The following is a 16,797-nucleotide window of genomic DNA, read 5'->3' as shown; positions in this document are numbered from 1 at the left end:
CGGCAGGCAGGCCGTTAAAACAAAACCCGGCCGGAGCCGGGTTCGTGGGTGTCCGCCGTCAGCGCCATTCCGGCGGGTCGGCCGCCCATGCCTGCTGCACCTCGGCCAGCAAGGCACGGTCTTCCCCGCGCCATCCCGGCAGCAGCGATGCGTAGTGCTCGCTGGTGCTCCAGCGGGTGGGCTCGCTGCGTACCGCGGCGGCGTACCAGCGCACGGCTTCGTCGCGCCGGTCGAGTTGCCACAGCGCCACCGCGAACGTGGTGGGCATCCAGTCCGCGGTGATGTTGCGCGACGCCAGCAGCGTCTGCCACTGCGCCAGCGCACCCGCATGGTCGCCGGTGCGGAACAGGTCCCAGCCGTAGTTCCACAGCACCGAACGGTACAGCCCGTCGTTGGCGTCGACCTGGGCCAGCACCCGGCCGTACAGCTCGCGGCCGAGCTCCGGGCGGCCGCCGGCCATCGCCACGTGGGCGAGCTGGGCGGTTTCGGACTTGGCGCGCGGGTTGCGCGAAATCGCCTTCAGCAACTCCTGCACCAGCGGATCACCGCTGCCTTCCACGGCCACGATCAACCGCGTGGTGCGGGCGTCCTCGTCGAAGTAGAACTCGGAAGTGGGCACCAGCGGTGCCGCGGACTGCGCCAGCGCGCTGCCGGCGATGGCCGACAGGGCCAGCAGCCCCGGAAAGATGAGCTTGCGGATCGACATCGGTAGTTCCCCCTGTGTTGCCCGGCCATGGTACCCGAAGCGCGGTCCGCGTTTGTGTCCGCTGCTACACTCCCGGGGCTTTGCCCGGCGGTTTTGAACCCGCCGGGCTGTTCATTTTCCCCGCAGCCACCCCGCGGCCGTCCGGCCGCGCCGGAGCCACGCATGACCAGCACCGCCGAACTCAGCTCGCCGTCCTCGGCGGGCACCGCCCTCACGTCGTCCGTGGTCGACCCCGACTACAGCCTCGACCACCGCTACAGCAGGCAGTCCGGCCGGATCTATCTGTCGGGCGTGCAGGCGCTGGTGCGGCTGCCGCTGATGCAGCGCCTGCGCGACCAGGCCGCCGGGCTCGACACCGCCGGCTTCATCTCCGGCTACCGCGGCAGCCCGCTGGGCGGGTTCGACCTGGAGCTGTGGCGGGCCAGGAAGCACCTTGAAGGCGCCGGGGTGAAGTTCGTCCCCGGCCTCAACGAGGACCTCGGCGCAACCATGGTCTGGGGCACCCAGCAGACCCAGCTGTTCGCGGGCGCGAAACACCAAGGCGTGTTCGGCATGTGGTACGGCAAGGGCCCGGGCGTGGATCGCAGCGGCGACGTGTTCAAGCACGCCAACGCCGCCGGCACCTCGCCACTGGGTGGCGTGCTCGCACTCGCCGCCGACGATCACGCCTGCCGCAGCTCCACGCTGCCGCACGGCTCGGAAGGCGAGTTCACCAGCGCGATGATGCCGATCCTCAACCCGGCCGGGGTGCAGGACATCCTCGACATGGGCGCGATCGGCTGGGCGATGAGCCGCTACACCGGTCGCTGGATCGGCTTCAAGACGATCGCCGAGACGGTCGAGTCGTCGGCCTCGGTCGAGCTCGACCCGCTGGCGCTGCGGATCGTGGTGCCCGGCGACGACGAGTTCGAGATGCCCGCCGGCGGCCTCAACATCCGCTGGCCGGACCCGCCGATGGATCAGGAAATGCGCCTGCACCGCTACGCGGTCAAGGCCGCGCAGGCGTTCGCCCGGGCCAACCGGATCGACCGCATCGTGATCGACTCGCCCACGCCGAAGCTGGGCATCATCACCACCGGCAAGTCCTACCTCGACGTGCTGACCGCGCTGGAGTACCTCGGCCTCGACGAGCGCGCCTGCAGCGACCTCGGCATCCGCGTCTACAAGGTCGGCATGACCTGGCCGCTGGAGCCGGTGGGCCTGCGCAACTTCGTGCGCGGCCTGTCCGACATCATCGTGGTCGAGGAGAAACACGCCTTCATCGAGAACCAGATGAAGGAGTCGATGTACAACTGGACCGAGGCCGACTTCGGTGGCGCGCGGCCGAGCATCATCGGCAAGTACGACGAGTCCGGCGCGTGGATCCTGCCGAGCACCGGCGAGCTGACCCCGGCGACGATCGCCGGCGTGATCGGCCGCCGCATCCAGAAGAACATCGCGCTCGACGGCGGCGCCGCCGAGCGGATGGACAACATCCTGCAGTGGATGGCCGGCAAGGAGGCCGAGCTGGCGCTGCCGCGCGCGCAGTTCCCGCGCGTGCCGCACTACTGCTCGGGCTGCCCGCACAACACCTCGACCGCGGTGCCGGAAGGTTCGCGCGCGCTGGGCGGCATCGGTTGCCATTACATGGTCACGTGGATGGACCGCCGCACCGACACCTACACCCACATGGGCGGCGAAGGCGTCACCTGGGCCGGGCAGGCGTCGTTCACCGACACCGCGCACGTGTTCCAGAACCTCGGCGACGGCACCTACTTCCACTCCGGTTCGCTGGCGATCCGGCAGGCGGTCGCGGCCGGCGTCAACATCACCTACAAGATCCTCTACAACGACGCGGTGGCGATGACCGGCGGCCAGCCGGTCGACGGCCAGCTGAGCGTCCCGCAGATCGCCCACCAGGTCCGCAGCGAAGGCGTGCAGGCGATCGTGGTGCTGTCGGACGACATCGCCAAGTGGAGCGACCGCTCGATCTTCCCGGCGGGCGTGGAGTTCCTCGACCGCAAGCACCTCGACGACGTGCAGAAGCGCCTGCGCGAGGTGAAGGGGACCAGCGTGCTGATCTTTGATCAGACCTGCGCGACCGAGAAGCGCCGCCGCCGCAAGCGCGGCAGGATGGTCGACCCCGCCAAGCGCGTCATGGTCAACTCGCTGGTCTGCGAAGGCTGCGGCGACTGCGGCAGGAAGTCGTTCTGCGTGTCGGTGCTGCCGAAGGAAACCGAGTTCGGCCGCAAGCGCGAGATCGACCAGTCCAACTGCAACAAGGATTACAGCTGCGTCGAGGGCTTCTGCCCGAGTTTCGTCACCGTCGAGGGCGGCGCGCTGAAGAAGGGCATGCCCGCCAAGGGCGGCAGCAGCGCGAAGGACCGGCTCGCCGACCTGCCGCGGCCGGTCCTGCCGGCGCTCGACCGCCCCTGGAACATCCTGATCACCGGCGTCGGCGGCACCGGCGTGGTCACCATCGGCGCGCTGCTCGGCATGGCCGGGCACCTGGAAGGCAAGGGCGCGACCGTGCTCGACCAGACCGGCCTCGCGCAGAAGGGCGGCGCGGTCACCACCCACATCCGCATCGCGCAGACCCCGGCCGACATCCACGCGGTGCGCATCGCCGCCGGTGAAGCGGACCTGGTGCTCGGCTGCGACATGGTCGTGGTCAACGACTACTGGGCGCTGTCGAAGATCCGCGGCGGCCGTTCGACCGTCGTGCTCAACAGCTACGAGGCGATGCCGGGCACGTTCACCACGCGGCCGGACATGCAGTTCCCGGCCAGCGACATCGTCGACGCGGTCCGCAAGGCGCTCGGCGGCGGGGAGCCGGTCGTGGTGGACGCCACCCAGCTGGCGACCGCGCTGCTCGGCGACGCGATCATGTCGAACCTGTTCATCCTCGGCCACGCCTGGCAGCAGGGACTGGTGCCGCTATCGCTGGAATCGATCATGCGTGCGGTTGAGCTCAACGGCGCGGCGATCGACAAAAACAAGGCGGCGTTCGCCTGGGGCCGGCTCGCGGTGGTCGACCCGGCCGCCGTGGCCGAGGCGGCCGGGCTGGTCCGCAACCGGCCGACCGCGGCCGAGGCGACCCCGCACGCACTGCCGATGCTCGGCGCCGGCGAGTGGGAAGGCCACGAATTCGGCAGCCCCTCGGCGCCGCGCGCGACCGCCGCACAGGACGAGCTGCGCCACGTGCCCGAACACGGCGGCGAGATTGCCTTCCTGCCGCTCGACGACGCCCGCCTGTCACGCTCGCTCGACGAACTGATCGCACGGCGCGTCGCGTTCCTGACCGACTACCAGAACGCCGCCTATGCGCGCCGCTATTCGGACTTCGTCGCCCGGGTGCGCGAGGCCGAGCACGCCAAGGCGCCGGGCAGCAGCGACCTGACCGAGGCGGTCGCGCGCTACGCGTTCAAGCTGATGGCCTACAAGGACGAATACGAGGTCGCCCGCCTCTACACCAGCGGCGACTTCATGCGCCGCGTGCAGCAGCAATTCGACGGCGACTACAAACTCAAATTCCACCTCGCCCCGCCGCTGCTGGCGAAGAAGGACGCGCACGGCCGCGGCATCAAGCGCGAGTTCGGGCCGTGGGTGTTCACCGCGTTCAGGGCGCTGGCGAAGCTGCGCCGGCTGCGCGGCAGCGTGTTCGACGTGTTCGGCTACACCGCCGAGCGCCGGATGGAGCGCCAGCTGGTCGAAGACTATTTCCGCACCGTCGACGGCCTGCTCGGCAGGCTGGACCGCGGCAACGTCGGCCTCGCCGCCGAGATCGCCTCCATCCCCGAGCACATCCGCGGCTACGGCCACGTCAAGGACGAGCACCTGCACAAGGCGAAGGCGCGCGAGGCCGAGCTGCTGAAGGAATGGGACAACCCGCTGCGCCTGGTGCAGGTGGCGTGAGGGCTCCGGCGGCGGCGAAGGGGGGTTAAAGAACTTCACGCCGCCGCCGATAAGATGGCTGCGTCGGTCTCCCTGTCGGCTGCGGCTCCACGATGTCCCTGCGCTCCTGCCAACCCTGTGCTGCGATCGGCGCCCGGCTGAAGACCGGTGACCGGCGGCTGCGGGTGACCGGCGCATGAGTGCCCGCCCGCAGCCGGTCGACGCCGCCGCTCCCGCGGACTGGCGCGCGGTGCTGCTGGATGCGGTCAACGCCCGCGAGCTGGTCCAGGGGGCGGTGTCGATCGCGCGATCGCTGCCGGCCGTGCGCGATGCCTGCCTGATCTGGGAGCTCGGTGCGCTTGGCCCCCTGTCGGACCTCTCGCTGCCACCGGACGCCGGGGCCGTGGCGCTGGCCGATGCCGCGTTGCTGGCCGGCGCGCCGCGCATCGGCACGGCGCCGTGCAGGCTCGCGATTCCGCTGCCGGCGAGCACGGCCGTGCTGCTGCTGGACACCGTCGCCGGCGCGGACACCGGTGCGCTGGCCGCCGGGCTCGCCGCGCCGTTGCGGATCATCGACCGCCGCCTCGACAAGAGCCTGCGACTGGCGGTGCTGGAGCACGAGGTCGCCCGGCTCGAACGCTCCGAGCAGGTCCAGCGCGCGCTGTTCGATATCTCCGAGCTGGCCGGCTCCGACCTCGACATGGCCGAGGTGCTGCGCGGCATCCACGCGATCGTCGGCGATCTGATGTACGCCGAGAACTTCTTCATCGCGCTGCGCGACCCGGCCACCGACACCATCCGCTTCCCGTATTTCGTCGACGTCGAGGACGAACCGCCGGCGGAGAAAGTGTCGCTGGACGAGCTTCGACACTCGACCACCTGGTACCTGCTCCGCGACGGCAGGCCGCTGCGCGGCAGCGAGGACCAGCTGCGCACCCAGGTCTCCGGCCCGCTGCGGACCTTGGGTACCGACAGCCACGACTGGCTGGGCGTGCCGATGCTGCGCGAGGGTGTCGTGCTCGGCGCGATCGTGGTGCAGAGCTACCGTCCCGGCATCGGCTTCAGCGCCGCCGACCAGACCCTGCTCGGGTTCGTCGCCAGCCACATTCTGACCACGCTGGAGCGCAAGCGCAGCACCGAACTGCTGGAGCGCAACGTCGCCCTGCGCACCCAGGAGCTCGCCGAGGCCAACCGCGGCCTGCAGCAGGAGGTCGCCGAACGCCAGCGCGCCGAGCGCCTGCAGGCGGCGCTGTTCCAGATCGCCCAGCTGGCCACCGACGACAGCGACGAGGAGACGTTCTACGCGCGCATCCACGCCATCATCGGGCAGCTGCTCAACGCCGAGAACTTCTTCATCGCGCTGGTCACCGACGACCACGATCTTGTGTTCCCGTACTACGTCGACTCCCACGGCGGCAACCGGCCGATGCGGCGGCCGCTGTCGCGGGGCCTGAGCGAGTACGTGCTGCGCCATCGCCGGCCGCTGCTGGTCGACGCGGGGGCGGCGGCGGAGCTGGAGCGCAGCGGCGAGATCAACTACCGCGCCAGCCGTGGCCCGCGTTCCGAATGGTGGCTCGGCGTGCCGCTGTTCCTCGATGACGAGGTCATCGGCCTGGTCGCGGTGCAGAGCTACGACCCCGCCGTGACCTACGGCCCCATCGACCGGGAGCTGCTCGGCTTCGTCGCCTCGCAGGTGGCCAACAGCCTGCACCGGCGCCGCAGCGCGCAGTTCCAGCAGCAGGCCTACGCGCAGCTGGAGGAACGCGTGGCCGAACGCACCGTCGAGCTGCGCCGGCAGATCCGCGAGCGCGAGCGCATGCAGGACCGGCTGCGCCACGAGGTCATGCACGACGCCCTGACCGGCCTGCCCAACCGCGGCCAGATGCACGACCGCATCGAGGCGGTGCTGGTCCGCCTGCAGGAGGACCCGGAGCGTCGTTGTGCGCTGCTGTACCTGGACGTCGACCGGTTCAAGGTGATCAACGACAGCCTCGGCCACCTCGCCGGCGACGACTTCCTGCGCGAGGTCGCGCGCCGCCTGCAGGCCTGCGTGCGCCAGCCCGACCTGGTGGCGCGGCTGTCGGGCGACGAGTTCGCGATCCTGCTGGAGGACATCCAGTTCGATGCCGCCGGTGCGCCGGTCACCGCGACCGCCGTCGCCCAGCGCGTGCTCGACCTGCTGACCGAGCCGCTGCAGGTCGGCGGGCGCCGGCTGGAGCCGTCGGCCAGCATCGGCATCGCGATCGGCGATGCCCGCTACCAGCACGCCGACGAACTGGTGCGCGACGCCGACATCGCCCTGTACCGGGCCAAGGCGCTGGGCCGCAAGCGCTGGCAGCTGTTCGACGACTCGCTGCAGCGCTCCAAGGTCGACGTGCTAGCGATGGAGGTGGAGCTGCGCGACGCGATGCGGCTGGACCAGCTGGAGCCGTACCTGCAGCCGATCGTACGGCTGGCCGGCGGCGAGGTGGTCGGCTACGAGGCCCTGCTGCGCTGGAACCACCCGCAGCGCGGCGTGCTCGGCCCCGGCCAGTTCCTGCAGGTCGCCGAGGACAGCGGGATGATCGAGGCGATCGACTGGCGCATGTTCAAGCGCAGCTTCCTGCACGCGGCGCGGTTGCCGTCCGGCGGCTACCTGTCGATCAACGTCGCCCCGCGCCACCTGCACCGCGCGGATTTCGATGTCCGCCTGCTGGACCTGCTCGCCCGCACCGGGCTGCCGCCGTCGCGGTTGCTGATCGAGGTGACCGAAGGCTCGCTGCTGGAGGATCCCGACCACGTCCGCGCGATCCTCGAGCGGCTGCAGGCCGCCGGCGTCGGCGTGGCGCTGGACGATTTCGGCACCGGCTACTCCTCGCTCAGCTATCTGCACGCGTTCCCGCTGCGGGTGATCAAGATCGACCGCACCTTCCTGGCCGCGCTGGGCAAGCAGAGCAACAGTGCCGCGGTGATCGCCGCCGTGCTGGCGCTGGCGCGCGCGCTCGGCCTGGACGTGGTGGCCGAGGGCATCGAGACCGAAGAGCAGCGCGCGGCGCTGGTCGGGTTGGGCTGCGAGTTTGGCCAGGGCTACCTGTTCGGGCGGCCGGCGCCGGCCGCGAACTGGCTGCAGGCCGACCCGCCCGCCACGTCCGGCTCTTTGTAGGAGCGGCTTCAGCCGCGATCGGATAATCGTTCGCCCGCGCCGGTTGCACGATCGCGGCTGAAGCCGCTCCTGCAAGGCCCTGACAATCCGGGGCGCGACAGCGGGCGAACCGGAATCGCGAATCGAGTGTCCAGGGCCGGTGTGGCGCGGGCGCGATGCGGCCGCGATGCGGCCGCATCGCCGGATGGATCACAACGGCGCGAGGATCCGGCTCAGGCGGTCCTTTTCCCCTTCGATGCGCTCCAGGTGCGGGTACTTCGGCCCGCCGCGGTAATCGATCGACACCGTCTGCACCACTTCGCCGTGTTTCACCACCAGTTCGATCGGCGTGCCGTCGGCCTGCGCGGCCTTGATCGCATCGTCGAGCAGGTCGGTGGCGAACGCGTAGCCGTTGACCGCCAGCAGGGTGCTGCCCGGCGCGATGCCGGCGTTGAAGGCGGGGCCGTCCCAGCGCACCGCGCCGACCCCGGCGTCCTTCTTCGATACCGCCATGCCGAGCGAGGCGGTGTAGTCGGCGGTCTTGCGCGCGGCGAGCAGGCGCTTGTGGTAGTCGCTGGGCTTGTCGCGATAAACCAGCTGCCAGCCGCTCGCGGCGAGGCCGTCGAGCGGCGGCGCGTGGGCATCCAGCCGGCTGCGCAGGAAGCCGGCCCAGTCGTGTGCGGCGACGTCGTCGAGCGCGGCGACCACGTCGTCGAACCCGTACGGCACCACCTCCCAGCGGCCGTCCTGGACGCCGAAGAACGCGCTGGCGAAGTCGTCGAGCGAGCGCCGTCCGCTGCTCAGTTCGCGCAACTTGGCGTCGACCGCCAGCCACACCAGCGCGCCGGCGTTGTAGTAGTCCTCGCTCAGCTGGTAGCTGCGGTAAGGCTGCGGCCGGCGCATCGCGATGATCGGGTCGTGGGTGGTGTCCTGCACGGTTCGCCACTTCAGGCCGGGGCGGTCGTCGGCGTAGGTGGCCGCCACCAGCGCAAGTGCATCGAGCGCGTCCTGCCGCTCCCACAGCCCCGAGCGCGCGGCCAGCACCATGCCCCAGTACTGGGTCTGGCCCTCGTAGACCCACAGCAGGCTGTCGACCATCGGGGTGTGGAAATCCGGCGTGGCGAGCCCGGCCGGACGGCGGAACTTGCCGTTCCAGGAGTGCACGAATTCGTGCGGCAGCAGGTCGCGCGCGCTGACGCTGGCCTCCCACTCGGTGAAGTAGCCCGGCTTGACCCCGTTCTCGCTGGAGCGGTGGTGCTCCAGCCCGTTGCCGCCCATCCGGTCCGACAGCGAGAACAGGAAGTCGTAGTGGTCGTAGTGCTGCGAGTCGAACAGCTTGTAGACCTGGTCGACCAGCTTGCGGTGCGGCGCGATCTGCGCCTCGGTCGCCTCCAGGTACTTCGGTGCATCGGCGACGATGTCGAGCATTACCGGCCGGTCGGCGCCCGGGTCGAGGTCGATCCGGCGGAAGTGGCGGCCGGCGTAGACCGGCGAGTCCTGCAGGGTTTCGAAATCGACCGTGCCGTAGCGCAGCACGTCGCCGGCGCGCGACTGCAGCTCCAGCGCGGTGCCGGCCTGCCAGCCGGCCGGCAGCTTCAGCGTCGGGGTGACCGCGATGTGGTCGGCGGGGTGGCCGGCCGGGTACAGCACGACCGTGCCCCATTCCAGGTTGAGCATGTCGCGGGTCATGACGATGCGGCCCTGGTTGCCGGCGGTCGGGGTCAGCATGTCGAACGAGACCTCCAGCGCGCCGACGCCGGTCGGCACGTCGATATCGAACGCGTAGACGTCGGACGGGTCGCGCGTCCACTCGATGCGCTGGCCGTTGCCGTGGATCGTCAGCCCGGCCAGCCGGTGGATCGGGCCGTCGGGGCGGTGCTTGCCGGGGATCCACTTGGGGAACAGCAGGGTCAGCGGTCCCGCCTGCACCGGAATGGTCTGGCGCACATGGAACACGCGCCGTGCCAGGTCGGTGGCGTCGACGTCCACCGTCAGCGTACCCGGATAGACAGCATCGGTCGTTGCCAGAGCGGCAGGGGCGGGCTGCACAGGCGCGGGCGATTGCGCCAGGGCGACCGACACCGGCAACAGGGCGGCGAACAGGCCGGGCAGGAGCAGCGCCGGCGAGAGGACGGGCAAACGGCTGGGACGCGACATCGACAAACCTCACGAGTGGTGACCGCCCATCGTACGGGCCGGACCTGTCGAGGCCCCTGCCAAACGGCACGGGTGCGACGCGGGTCGGAAGTGGGATGCGGTGATGCCAGCGGCGTTCGTGGCGGTGCGGTAAAGGCGGCGATGCGGATGCCATCGCTCCACCAGGCCTCCGCCACACCCGGCGCCTCCGGGCACCTGTAGGAGCGGCTTCAGCCGCGATCGTGGAGTCGGCGCGGGCGAACGGTGGCCGGATCGCGGCTGAAGCCGCTCCTACAAAGTCACCGCGACGGCGAAGGACGAATCAAGACGGCCGTGTCCATGGCGTCCGGACGAACCGCCGCCCCGTGCAGGATCTCAGCAGTGATCCTGCAGCTTCCCCGCGAAACCCGCCGCGCTCTCGCCTGCACTGGCGCGGCCGGCACTGCAGATCACCCGGGCGATGTACGCCCACACCCAGAGGGCGGCGCTCAGCACGACGATGCGGACCACGTTGACGGGGCTGCGCAGCTCGTTCCACAACTCGCCGGCCGGCGGCTCGGCCAGCCAGACGAAACCGGTCACGAAGGCGATCGCCAGCAGCACCGCGAGTGCCACCCAGGTGCATTCGCCGACCCACCATCGCGTCCACCGGATCGCCGCGCTCATTGTCGAGGTCCCTGCCTGCTCATGGGGAAAGTGTCGCCCGGCGCCGGTCACGGCAGCGTCGACGCCGACGGCAAGCTGCGTTCCGCGCGTCGCACCGGTCAGCTGGCGGACAGCCATGCGCCGCCTCATCGCGGCCCCTCCACCGCACCCGGCTAAGCTGGCGGCTTCCCGCATCCGTCCGGTGCCGATGCAGCCGCGCAACCTCACCGAAGGGCCGATCGCCCGCACCCTGTTCGTGTTCGCCCTGCCGATCCTCGGCGGCAACGTGCTGCAGTCGCTCAACGGCTCGGTCAACGCGATCTGGGTCGGCCGCTTTCTCGGCGAGGAGGCGCTGGGTGCGATCGCCAATGCCAACAACATCATGTTCCTGCTGCTGGGCGGGGTGTTCGGCTTCGGGATGGCCTCGACCATCCTGGTCGGGCAGGCGATGGGCCGGAAGGACCTGCCCGGCGCGCGCAGGGTGATCGGCAGCGCGGCGACGTTCTTCCTCGGCATCTCGGTGGCGCTGGCGGCGATCGGCCTGCCGCTGTCGCGCCACGTGCTGGTGTGGATGAGCACGCCCGAGGCCGCGCTGCCGCTGGCCGACGCCTACCTCAAGGTGATCTTCCTGGCGCTGCCGTTCCTGTACGCGTTCGCGTTCCTGTCGGCGATCCTGCGCGGCGCCGGCGACACCCGCACGCCGTTCCTGTTCCTGCTGCTGGCGGTGGCGCTCGACATCGTGCTGGTGCCGCTGCTGATGTTCGGCGTCGGCCCGCTGCCGGAGATGGGCATGGCCGGCAGCGCGATGGCGACGCTGGTGGCCAACCTGGCCGCGCTGGCGGCGATGCTGGGCTGGCTGCGCCACAAGCGCCACCCGCTGTGGATCGGCCGCGGCGAGCGCCACCTGTTCGTGCCCGACTGGACGATCGTGCGCACGCTGGTCACCAAGGGCGTGCCGATGGGCCTGCAGATGGTGATGATCTCGATGGCGATGATCGCGATGATCACCATGGTCAATGCCTACGGCACCCACACCACCGCGGCCTACGGCGCGGCGCTGCAGCTGTGGACCTACGTGCAGATGCCGGCGATGGCGATCGGTGCGGCGTGTTCGTCGATGGCGGCGCAGAACGTCGGCGCCGGCAACTGGCCGCGGGTGGAGGCGACCACGCGCGCCGGCGTCGGCTTCAACTTCCTGCTGACTGGAGCGCTGATCGCGCCGCTGATCCTGCTCGACCGCTTCACCCTGTCGATGTTCATGCCGGCCGGCAGCGAGGCGCTGGAGATCGCGCGGCACCTCAACCACATCGCGGTGTGGTCGTTCCTGTTCTTCGGCGTGACCTTCGTGGTCGCCGGCGTGGTGCGTTCGACCGGCGCGGTGATTCCGCCGCTGGTGATCCTCGGCATCGCGCTGTGGGGCGTGCGGGTGCCGTTCGCCAACGGGCTGCAGCCGGCGTTCGGCGTCGACGCGATCTGGTGGAGCTTCCCGGTCAGCGCGGCGGTGTCGATGGTGCTGTCGCTGGCGTATTACCGCTGGGGCCGCTGGCGCCAGGCGCGGATGCTGCCGGTCGACCCGGACGCGATCGCGATCCCGTCGGAGGTGCCGGCCCAGGTGCCGTCCCCGGTGGCCGACGAGGGTGCGCGGCTGGAGCACGACGGCAGCGAGGCGGTGGCGATGCCGCGGTAGGTCCGTTCGCAGTATCCCGATATGGCCATTTTGGGTATATTGGCCCTATCCCGAACGAGGTTCCCGCCATGGCCCTGCCCCTGCATCTGGATGCGCTGGACGACCTGCCCCGCACGCCGGCCTCCGACGTCAAGAAACTGGGCTGGCGCGGCGTGATGAAGTCGGTCGGGCGCATCGGCAAGGTGGTGGTCACCCACCACAACGAGCCCGAGGCGGTGATCCTGTCGGCGGCCGAGTACGACCAGATCCTGCGCGCGCTGCAGCAGGCCGCGGCGCAGGACGCCGACGCCCTGGACACGCTGCGCCGTCGTTTCGACCAGCGCCTGGCCTCGCTGCAGGCCGACGATGCCGGCGACCGCCTGCGCGGACTGATGGACGGTCCGGCGCGGCTGGATGGCAAGGTCCGGGCCGGGACCGGGCATTGACGGGGCGACCGGTCCTTTACGTCCTGGCGGGCGTCAACGGCGCCGGCAAGAGTTCGATCGGCGGCCACCTGCTGCAGCGCGCCGGGCTGGGCTGGTTCAATCCCGACACCTTCGCCCGCGAACTGGTCGCCGCGACCGGCTGCCACCCGACCGAGGCCAATGCCGCCGCGTGGCACGAGGGCATGCGGCGCCTGGACATCGCCATCGACCAGCGGCGCCACCATGCCTTCGAAACCACCCTCGGGGGACGAACCGTGCCGCAACGCATCCTCGATGCCAGCCGCAGCCACGACGTGATGGTCTGGTTCTGCGGACTGGCCTCGCCGGAGCAGCACCTCGCCCGGGTGCGCGCCCGGGTCGCGGCGGGCGGACACGACATTCCCGAAGCCAGGATCCGCGCGCGCTGGGACGCCTCGCGCCGGAACCTGATCGCGCTGATGCCGCACCTGGCCCGTCTGCAGGTCCATGACAACAGCATCGACGTCGCGCCGGGCGAGGCGATCGGCGATCCGCGGCGGGTGCTGGAGATGGTCGACGGTCGCTGCGTTTACCCCGTCGACCCCGCGGCCCTGGCGCAGACGCCGGACTGGGCCAAGCCGCTGGTGGAAGCCGCCCTGGCGTCCTGACGCCGCCCGCGGGCGCAGGCCTTACCGGACGGCGGAACCCGCGCGCCACGCCAGGCAGCGGTTGTTCGCCGGCATCGCGACGTCGGCCCGCAGGTTGAGCCCGGCCTGGCGCGCCAGCGCATCGACCGCCTCGAAGTCGCGGAGGCCCGACGCGGGATCGCGCGCGCGCAGCCAGCCGTCGAACTCGCGGTTGCTGTCGCTGGTGTACTCGCCGCCGCGGTTGAACGGCCCGTACACGACGAGCGTGCCGCCGCCGGACAGCAGCGCACCGGCCCCGGCGAAGAACGCCTGCACCTGCGGCCAGCCCATGATGTGCAGCGTGTTGGCGCTGAACACCGCGTCGAACGGCGCCTCCCGTGTCCCGCCCGCCACGTACTCCGGCCAGTCGTCGACATCCAGTTCGATCGGCACCGGCGTGTTCGGCAGGCCCGCCTCCTGGAGCCAGGCGCGGATGCCTTGCAGGTGCTCGGCGCGGTCGCTGCATTGCCAGGTGAGCCACGGCATCGCCGCGGCGAAGTGCACCGCGTGCTGGCCGGTGCCGCTGCCGATCTCGAGCACGCGTCGGGCATCGGCGAAGTGTTCGCGCAGGACCGCGAGGATCGGCTCCCGGTTGCGTTCGCAGGCGGGGGAGAACGGCTTGTCGGGAAGCATGGCGGCGGCGATGACAGGGCGGTCCAGTGTCGCGCACGGAGGTCCGCCGCGACGTGCGCGACGCCGGGCGGGCCGCCAACGGGTCTCCGTCAGCCGCGGCCGTCGCCTGCGGCTGCCCGCCGCCAGGGGTGCCGCCGCACCCGCGCGTGAGTGTCCACGGCCCGACACCGAGCGCCGATCGAGCGGACGTCAAAGAGGACGCGGCTTCCGCAGCACACCGACACGCCAGTGACGCCCGGCGCTCCACACTCGCCGCATGCGCCCGACGTTCGACCAGACCCTGATCCTGCCGGTGTCACCCGAACGCTGGCCGCTACCCGACGCGGGCGTCCGCGTCGACGGCATCGATCTCGAGCCCAAACCCGAGCTGCACATCACCCTGATCGGCGGCGCGCTCGCACGGGAGCTGCGCTCGGACTTCGGCGACGCGCGGGCGCGCACCCTGGTGGCCAATGCGTTCGATGCGCAGGACTGGACGTTCCGGCGCACCGGCCGCTACGTGCTGTTGCGCGAGCAGTCCGGCGCGGCGGCGCGGCCCGCCCACTCGATCATCGAGCGGGTGGAGCTGTCCGCGATGGCGCCGTTCCACCGGGCGCTCGGCCGCCACCTCGGACGCCAGCTGCCGGTGCCGCCGCCGCACGTCACCCTGTATGTCCCCGGTCGCAGTCGCGGCATCGGGGTCGCCAGCGAGCCGGCGTTGCGCGCGCTGCGGGTGCGCGACGTGGCCGCGCACGAACTCGGCCGCTGATCCGCGCCATACGGTTCGGCGGCGCAGAGTGTCGACGCACCGCGTCATCGGCCCGCGGGCCGAGGCCGTCCGCGTCCGCTGAACAGCCATCGACAAAGATGAAACCACTACCGCCATCACACTTCGACGCGGGATTCGCGCGCGCCCCGGCGACCGGCCGCCCCAGCGGGTAGAACCGGGCGGGCAGGGGGTCAGCGAACCAGAGGGGTTCATGGAATGAATCGCAAGAACGTCGTGTTGCTGTCCGCCGTGATCGGCGCCCTGCTCGTCCCGTCCGTCGCAAGCCATGCCGCGCCGCCGCCCGCCGACCCCGCGCTGCAGGCGCGGCTCGATGCCGAAGAGGCCGCACTGCGGCCGCAGCGGCAGGCACTGCAGGGCCACTTCCGCCAGGCCTACGCGCGCTACCCGTCGATCCCCGCCGGCACGCTGGAAGCCATCGCCTACGTGCAGAGCCGCTGGATGGACCTGCAGCCGGACCCGAAAGAGATGCAGGGCGAACGCCACCACCACATGCCCGCAGCCTACGGCCCGATGGGCCTGTACGCCGGCGACGGCTTCGCCGACCAGGTCGGCGCGGGCGCGCGGCTGATCGGGGCATCGGCGGCGCAGGTGCGCAGCAGCCCCCGCTTCAATGTGCTGGCGGCGGCGGCGCTGCTCGACCGCGAGATCCGCAATGGCGGCGACACGCGCGGCCGCGTCGCACGCACGCCCGAGTCGATCCGCCCGGCGCTGATGCGCTACGCCGGCTACGCCGACAGCCCGGCGGCCGCCACCAGCGACGTCGGCCGCTACGCCCGCACCAGCTTCGCCTATGACGTGCTGCTGGCGCAGGACCGCGGCGTCGACGACCGCGGCATCAAGGTGCCGGAACGGCCGATCGAATGGGAGCGCGCGTTCGACATCGACCAGCTGGTGAAGCTGCGTGCGCCGTTCGTGCGGCTCGACGTCGCCCGCGACCGCATCGAAACGGCCGCCTACGCGATCGACCCGGTGACCGAAACACTGAAGCCGAAGACGCCGGCGAAAGTGCCATTGAAGGCTGCGGCGGCCGACGACGGTGGGCCCGACATGAGCACCCGGAGCACCGACTACGGGCCGGCGCTGTGGGTCGCCTCGCCCTACCACCGCACGCGCAGCTCCTACAGCTCGGTCACCATCCACACCGCGCAGGGCAGCTACGGCGGCACGATCTCGTGGTTCCAGAACAACCCGTACAGCGTCAGCGCGCACTACGTGATCCGCAGCTCCGACGGCCAGGTCACGCAGATGGTGCGCAACTCGCGTGGCGCCCACCACGTCGGCGTGCACAACGGCACCACCCTGGGCATCGAGCACGAGGGCTACGTCAACAACAGCTCCTGGTACACCACGGCGATGTACAACAGCTCGGCGGCGCTGGTGCGCGACTTCTGCGGCAAGTATTCGGCGATCACCTGCGCCAACGCCTACGACGGCCCGGCCCACAGCGGCGTGGTGGTGCTGTCGACCGCGATCGACATCAAGGGCCACCAGCACTACAGCAGCCAGACCCACACCGACCCGGGCATCAACTGGAACTGGGGGCGCTACTACGACCTGCTCAATCCGGGCGGCGGCGGTGGCGGCGGCACCACCCTCCTCGACAGCTTCGAGGGCAGCGTCGGCCACTTCAACACCAGCCCGACGTACTCGGGCAGCACCACTGGCATTTCCACCGCGTCGAGCGCCGCCCGCACCTGCACCACCCGGCGCAACGGCAACTGCTCGCTGCGGGTACTGCTGAAGGACAACATCGGCACGTCGGCGAACTGGGCGGTACGGCTGCTGTCGGGCAGCGGCAGCCCGTCGGCCAATGTCGCGCTCACCCGCGCCAATGGCACGGTGGGGTTCTGGGTGTACTCGGGCGGCAGCGGCATGAGCGTGGCCGTGGGCATTGACGACAGCGACGGCACCGAGCGCTCGGTCAGCCGCGCGCTGCCGGCCAACAGCTGGACCTACGTGTCGTGGTCGCTCACCGACGCCGGGCAGTGGAACGCCTGGGTCGGCGGCAACGGCGCGATCACCGCCGGCACGGTCAAGCTCGACGCGATCTGGCTGTACCGCGCGCAGACTGCGTACGACGTCAACGTCTACATCGACGACGTGCAGGTCAACCACTGACTGTCGCGGCCCCCGCCGCCGCGCGGGGGCCGCGCTTCGC

Annotated in this window: 11 protein-coding genes; 7 read left to right on the top strand and 4 right to left on the bottom strand. The window is 70.9% G+C overall.

Annotated features, from left to right (window positions below):
* Positions 1–58: 58 nt before the first annotated feature.
* The gene (locus U8331_RS00520; RefSeq protein ID WP_481131687.1) at positions 59–706 is read right to left on the bottom strand and encodes a tetratricopeptide repeat protein; all 648 of its coding nucleotides are present in this window, start codon (positions 704–706) and stop codon (positions 59–61) included.
* Positions 707–868: 162 nt separating this feature from the next.
* On the opposite strand from U8331_RS00520, the gene U8331_RS00515 reads away from it, so the two are divergent.
* Complete coding sequence (locus tag U8331_RS00515; RefSeq protein ID WP_481131686.1) at positions 869–4,600, top strand: indolepyruvate ferredoxin oxidoreductase family protein; 3,732 nt, start codon at positions 869–871, stop codon at positions 4,598–4,600.
* Between the two features lie 175 nt (positions 4,601–4,775).
* Complete coding sequence (locus tag U8331_RS00510; RefSeq protein WP_481131685.1) at positions 4,776–7,721, top strand: bifunctional diguanylate cyclase/phosphodiesterase; 2,946 nt, start codon at positions 4,776–4,778, stop codon at positions 7,719–7,721.
* Positions 7,722–7,910: 189 nt separating this feature from the next.
* On the opposite strand, the gene U8331_RS00505 is transcribed toward U8331_RS00510, so the two are convergent.
* Positions 7,911–9,857 (bottom strand): M61 family metallopeptidase, encoded by a 1,947-nt coding sequence (locus tag U8331_RS00505; protein WP_481131684.1) that lies wholly within the window; start codon positions 9,855–9,857, stop codon positions 7,911–7,913.
* A gap of 354 nt (positions 9,858–10,211) precedes the next feature.
* Complete coding sequence (locus U8331_RS00500) at positions 10,212–10,502, bottom strand: hypothetical protein (protein ID WP_481131683.1); 291 nt, start codon at positions 10,500–10,502, stop codon at positions 10,212–10,214.
* Between the two features lie 181 nt (positions 10,503–10,683).
* On the opposite strand from U8331_RS00500, the gene U8331_RS00495 reads away from it, so the two are divergent.
* From U8331_RS00495 to U8331_RS00485, 3 genes are all read left to right on the top strand, one after another.
* Entirely contained in the window at positions 10,684–12,168 is a 1,485-nt protein-coding gene (locus U8331_RS00495; protein WP_481131682.1) for an MATE family efflux transporter, read from the top strand.
* Positions 12,169–12,236: 68 nt separating this feature from the next.
* On the top strand, positions 12,237–12,593 hold the full coding sequence (locus U8331_RS00490) for a type II toxin-antitoxin system prevent-host-death family antitoxin (RefSeq protein ID WP_481131681.1): 357 nt from the start codon (positions 12,237–12,239) through the stop codon (positions 12,591–12,593).
* Entirely contained in the window at positions 12,590–13,219 is a 630-nt protein-coding gene (locus tag U8331_RS00485) for an ATPase (RefSeq protein WP_481131680.1), read from the top strand. Before U8331_RS00490 ends, U8331_RS00485 begins: the two co-directional genes overlap by 4 nt.
* Before the next feature lie 21 nt (positions 13,220–13,240).
* Here the strand turns inward: U8331_RS00485 and U8331_RS00480 are convergent, their stop codons facing one another.
* The gene (locus U8331_RS00480) at positions 13,241–13,870 is read right to left on the bottom strand and encodes a DUF938 domain-containing protein (protein ID WP_481131679.1); all 630 of its coding nucleotides are present in this window, start codon (positions 13,868–13,870) and stop codon (positions 13,241–13,243) included.
* Positions 13,871–14,126: 256 nt separating this feature from the next.
* Between U8331_RS00480 and U8331_RS00475 the strand changes: the two genes are divergently transcribed.
* On the top strand, positions 14,127–14,618 hold the full coding sequence (locus U8331_RS00475) for a hypothetical protein (RefSeq protein ID WP_481131678.1): 492 nt from the start codon (positions 14,127–14,129) through the stop codon (positions 14,616–14,618).
* 216 nt (positions 14,619–14,834) lie between these two features.
* Entirely contained in the window at positions 14,835–16,757 is a 1,923-nt protein-coding gene (locus tag U8331_RS00470; RefSeq protein WP_481131677.1) for an N-acetylmuramoyl-L-alanine amidase, read from the top strand.
* Positions 16,758–16,797: the final 40 nt, after the last annotated feature.

Source organism: Lysobacter sp. CC-YZS074 (assembly GCF_056739745.1).
This window is presented reverse-complemented; position numbering and strand designations above follow the sequence as displayed.

Bases quoted from the DNA above. Each gene is read 5' to 3' on its own strand.
- U8331_RS00520 (WP_481131687.1), bottom strand. From the start codon at position 706: ATGTCGATCCGCAAGCTCATCTTTCCGGGGCTGCTGGCCCTGTCGGCC.
- U8331_RS00515 (WP_481131686.1), top strand. From the start codon at position 869: ATGACCAGCACCGCCGAACTCAGCTCGCCGTCCTCGGCGGGCACCGCC.
- U8331_RS00510 (WP_481131685.1), top strand. From the start codon at position 4,776: ATGAGTGCCCGCCCGCAGCCGGTCGACGCCGCCGCTCCCGCGGACTGG.
- U8331_RS00505 (WP_481131684.1), bottom strand. From the start codon at position 9,857: ATGTCGCGTCCCAGCCGTTTGCCCGTCCTCTCGCCGGCGCTGCTCCTG.
- U8331_RS00500 (WP_481131683.1), bottom strand. From the start codon at position 10,502: ATGAGCGCGGCGATCCGGTGGACGCGATGGTGGGTCGGCGAATGCACC.
- U8331_RS00490 (WP_481131681.1), top strand. From the start codon at position 12,237: ATGGCCCTGCCCCTGCATCTGGATGCGCTGGACGACCTGCCCCGCACG.
- U8331_RS00480 (WP_481131679.1), bottom strand. From the start codon at position 13,870: ATGCTTCCCGACAAGCCGTTCTCCCCCGCCTGCGAACGCAACCGGGAG.
- U8331_RS00475 (WP_481131678.1), top strand. From the start codon at position 14,127: ATGCGCCCGACGTTCGACCAGACCCTGATCCTGCCGGTGTCACCCGAA.
- U8331_RS00470 (WP_481131677.1), top strand. From the start codon at position 14,835: ATGAATCGCAAGAACGTCGTGTTGCTGTCCGCCGTGATCGGCGCCCTG.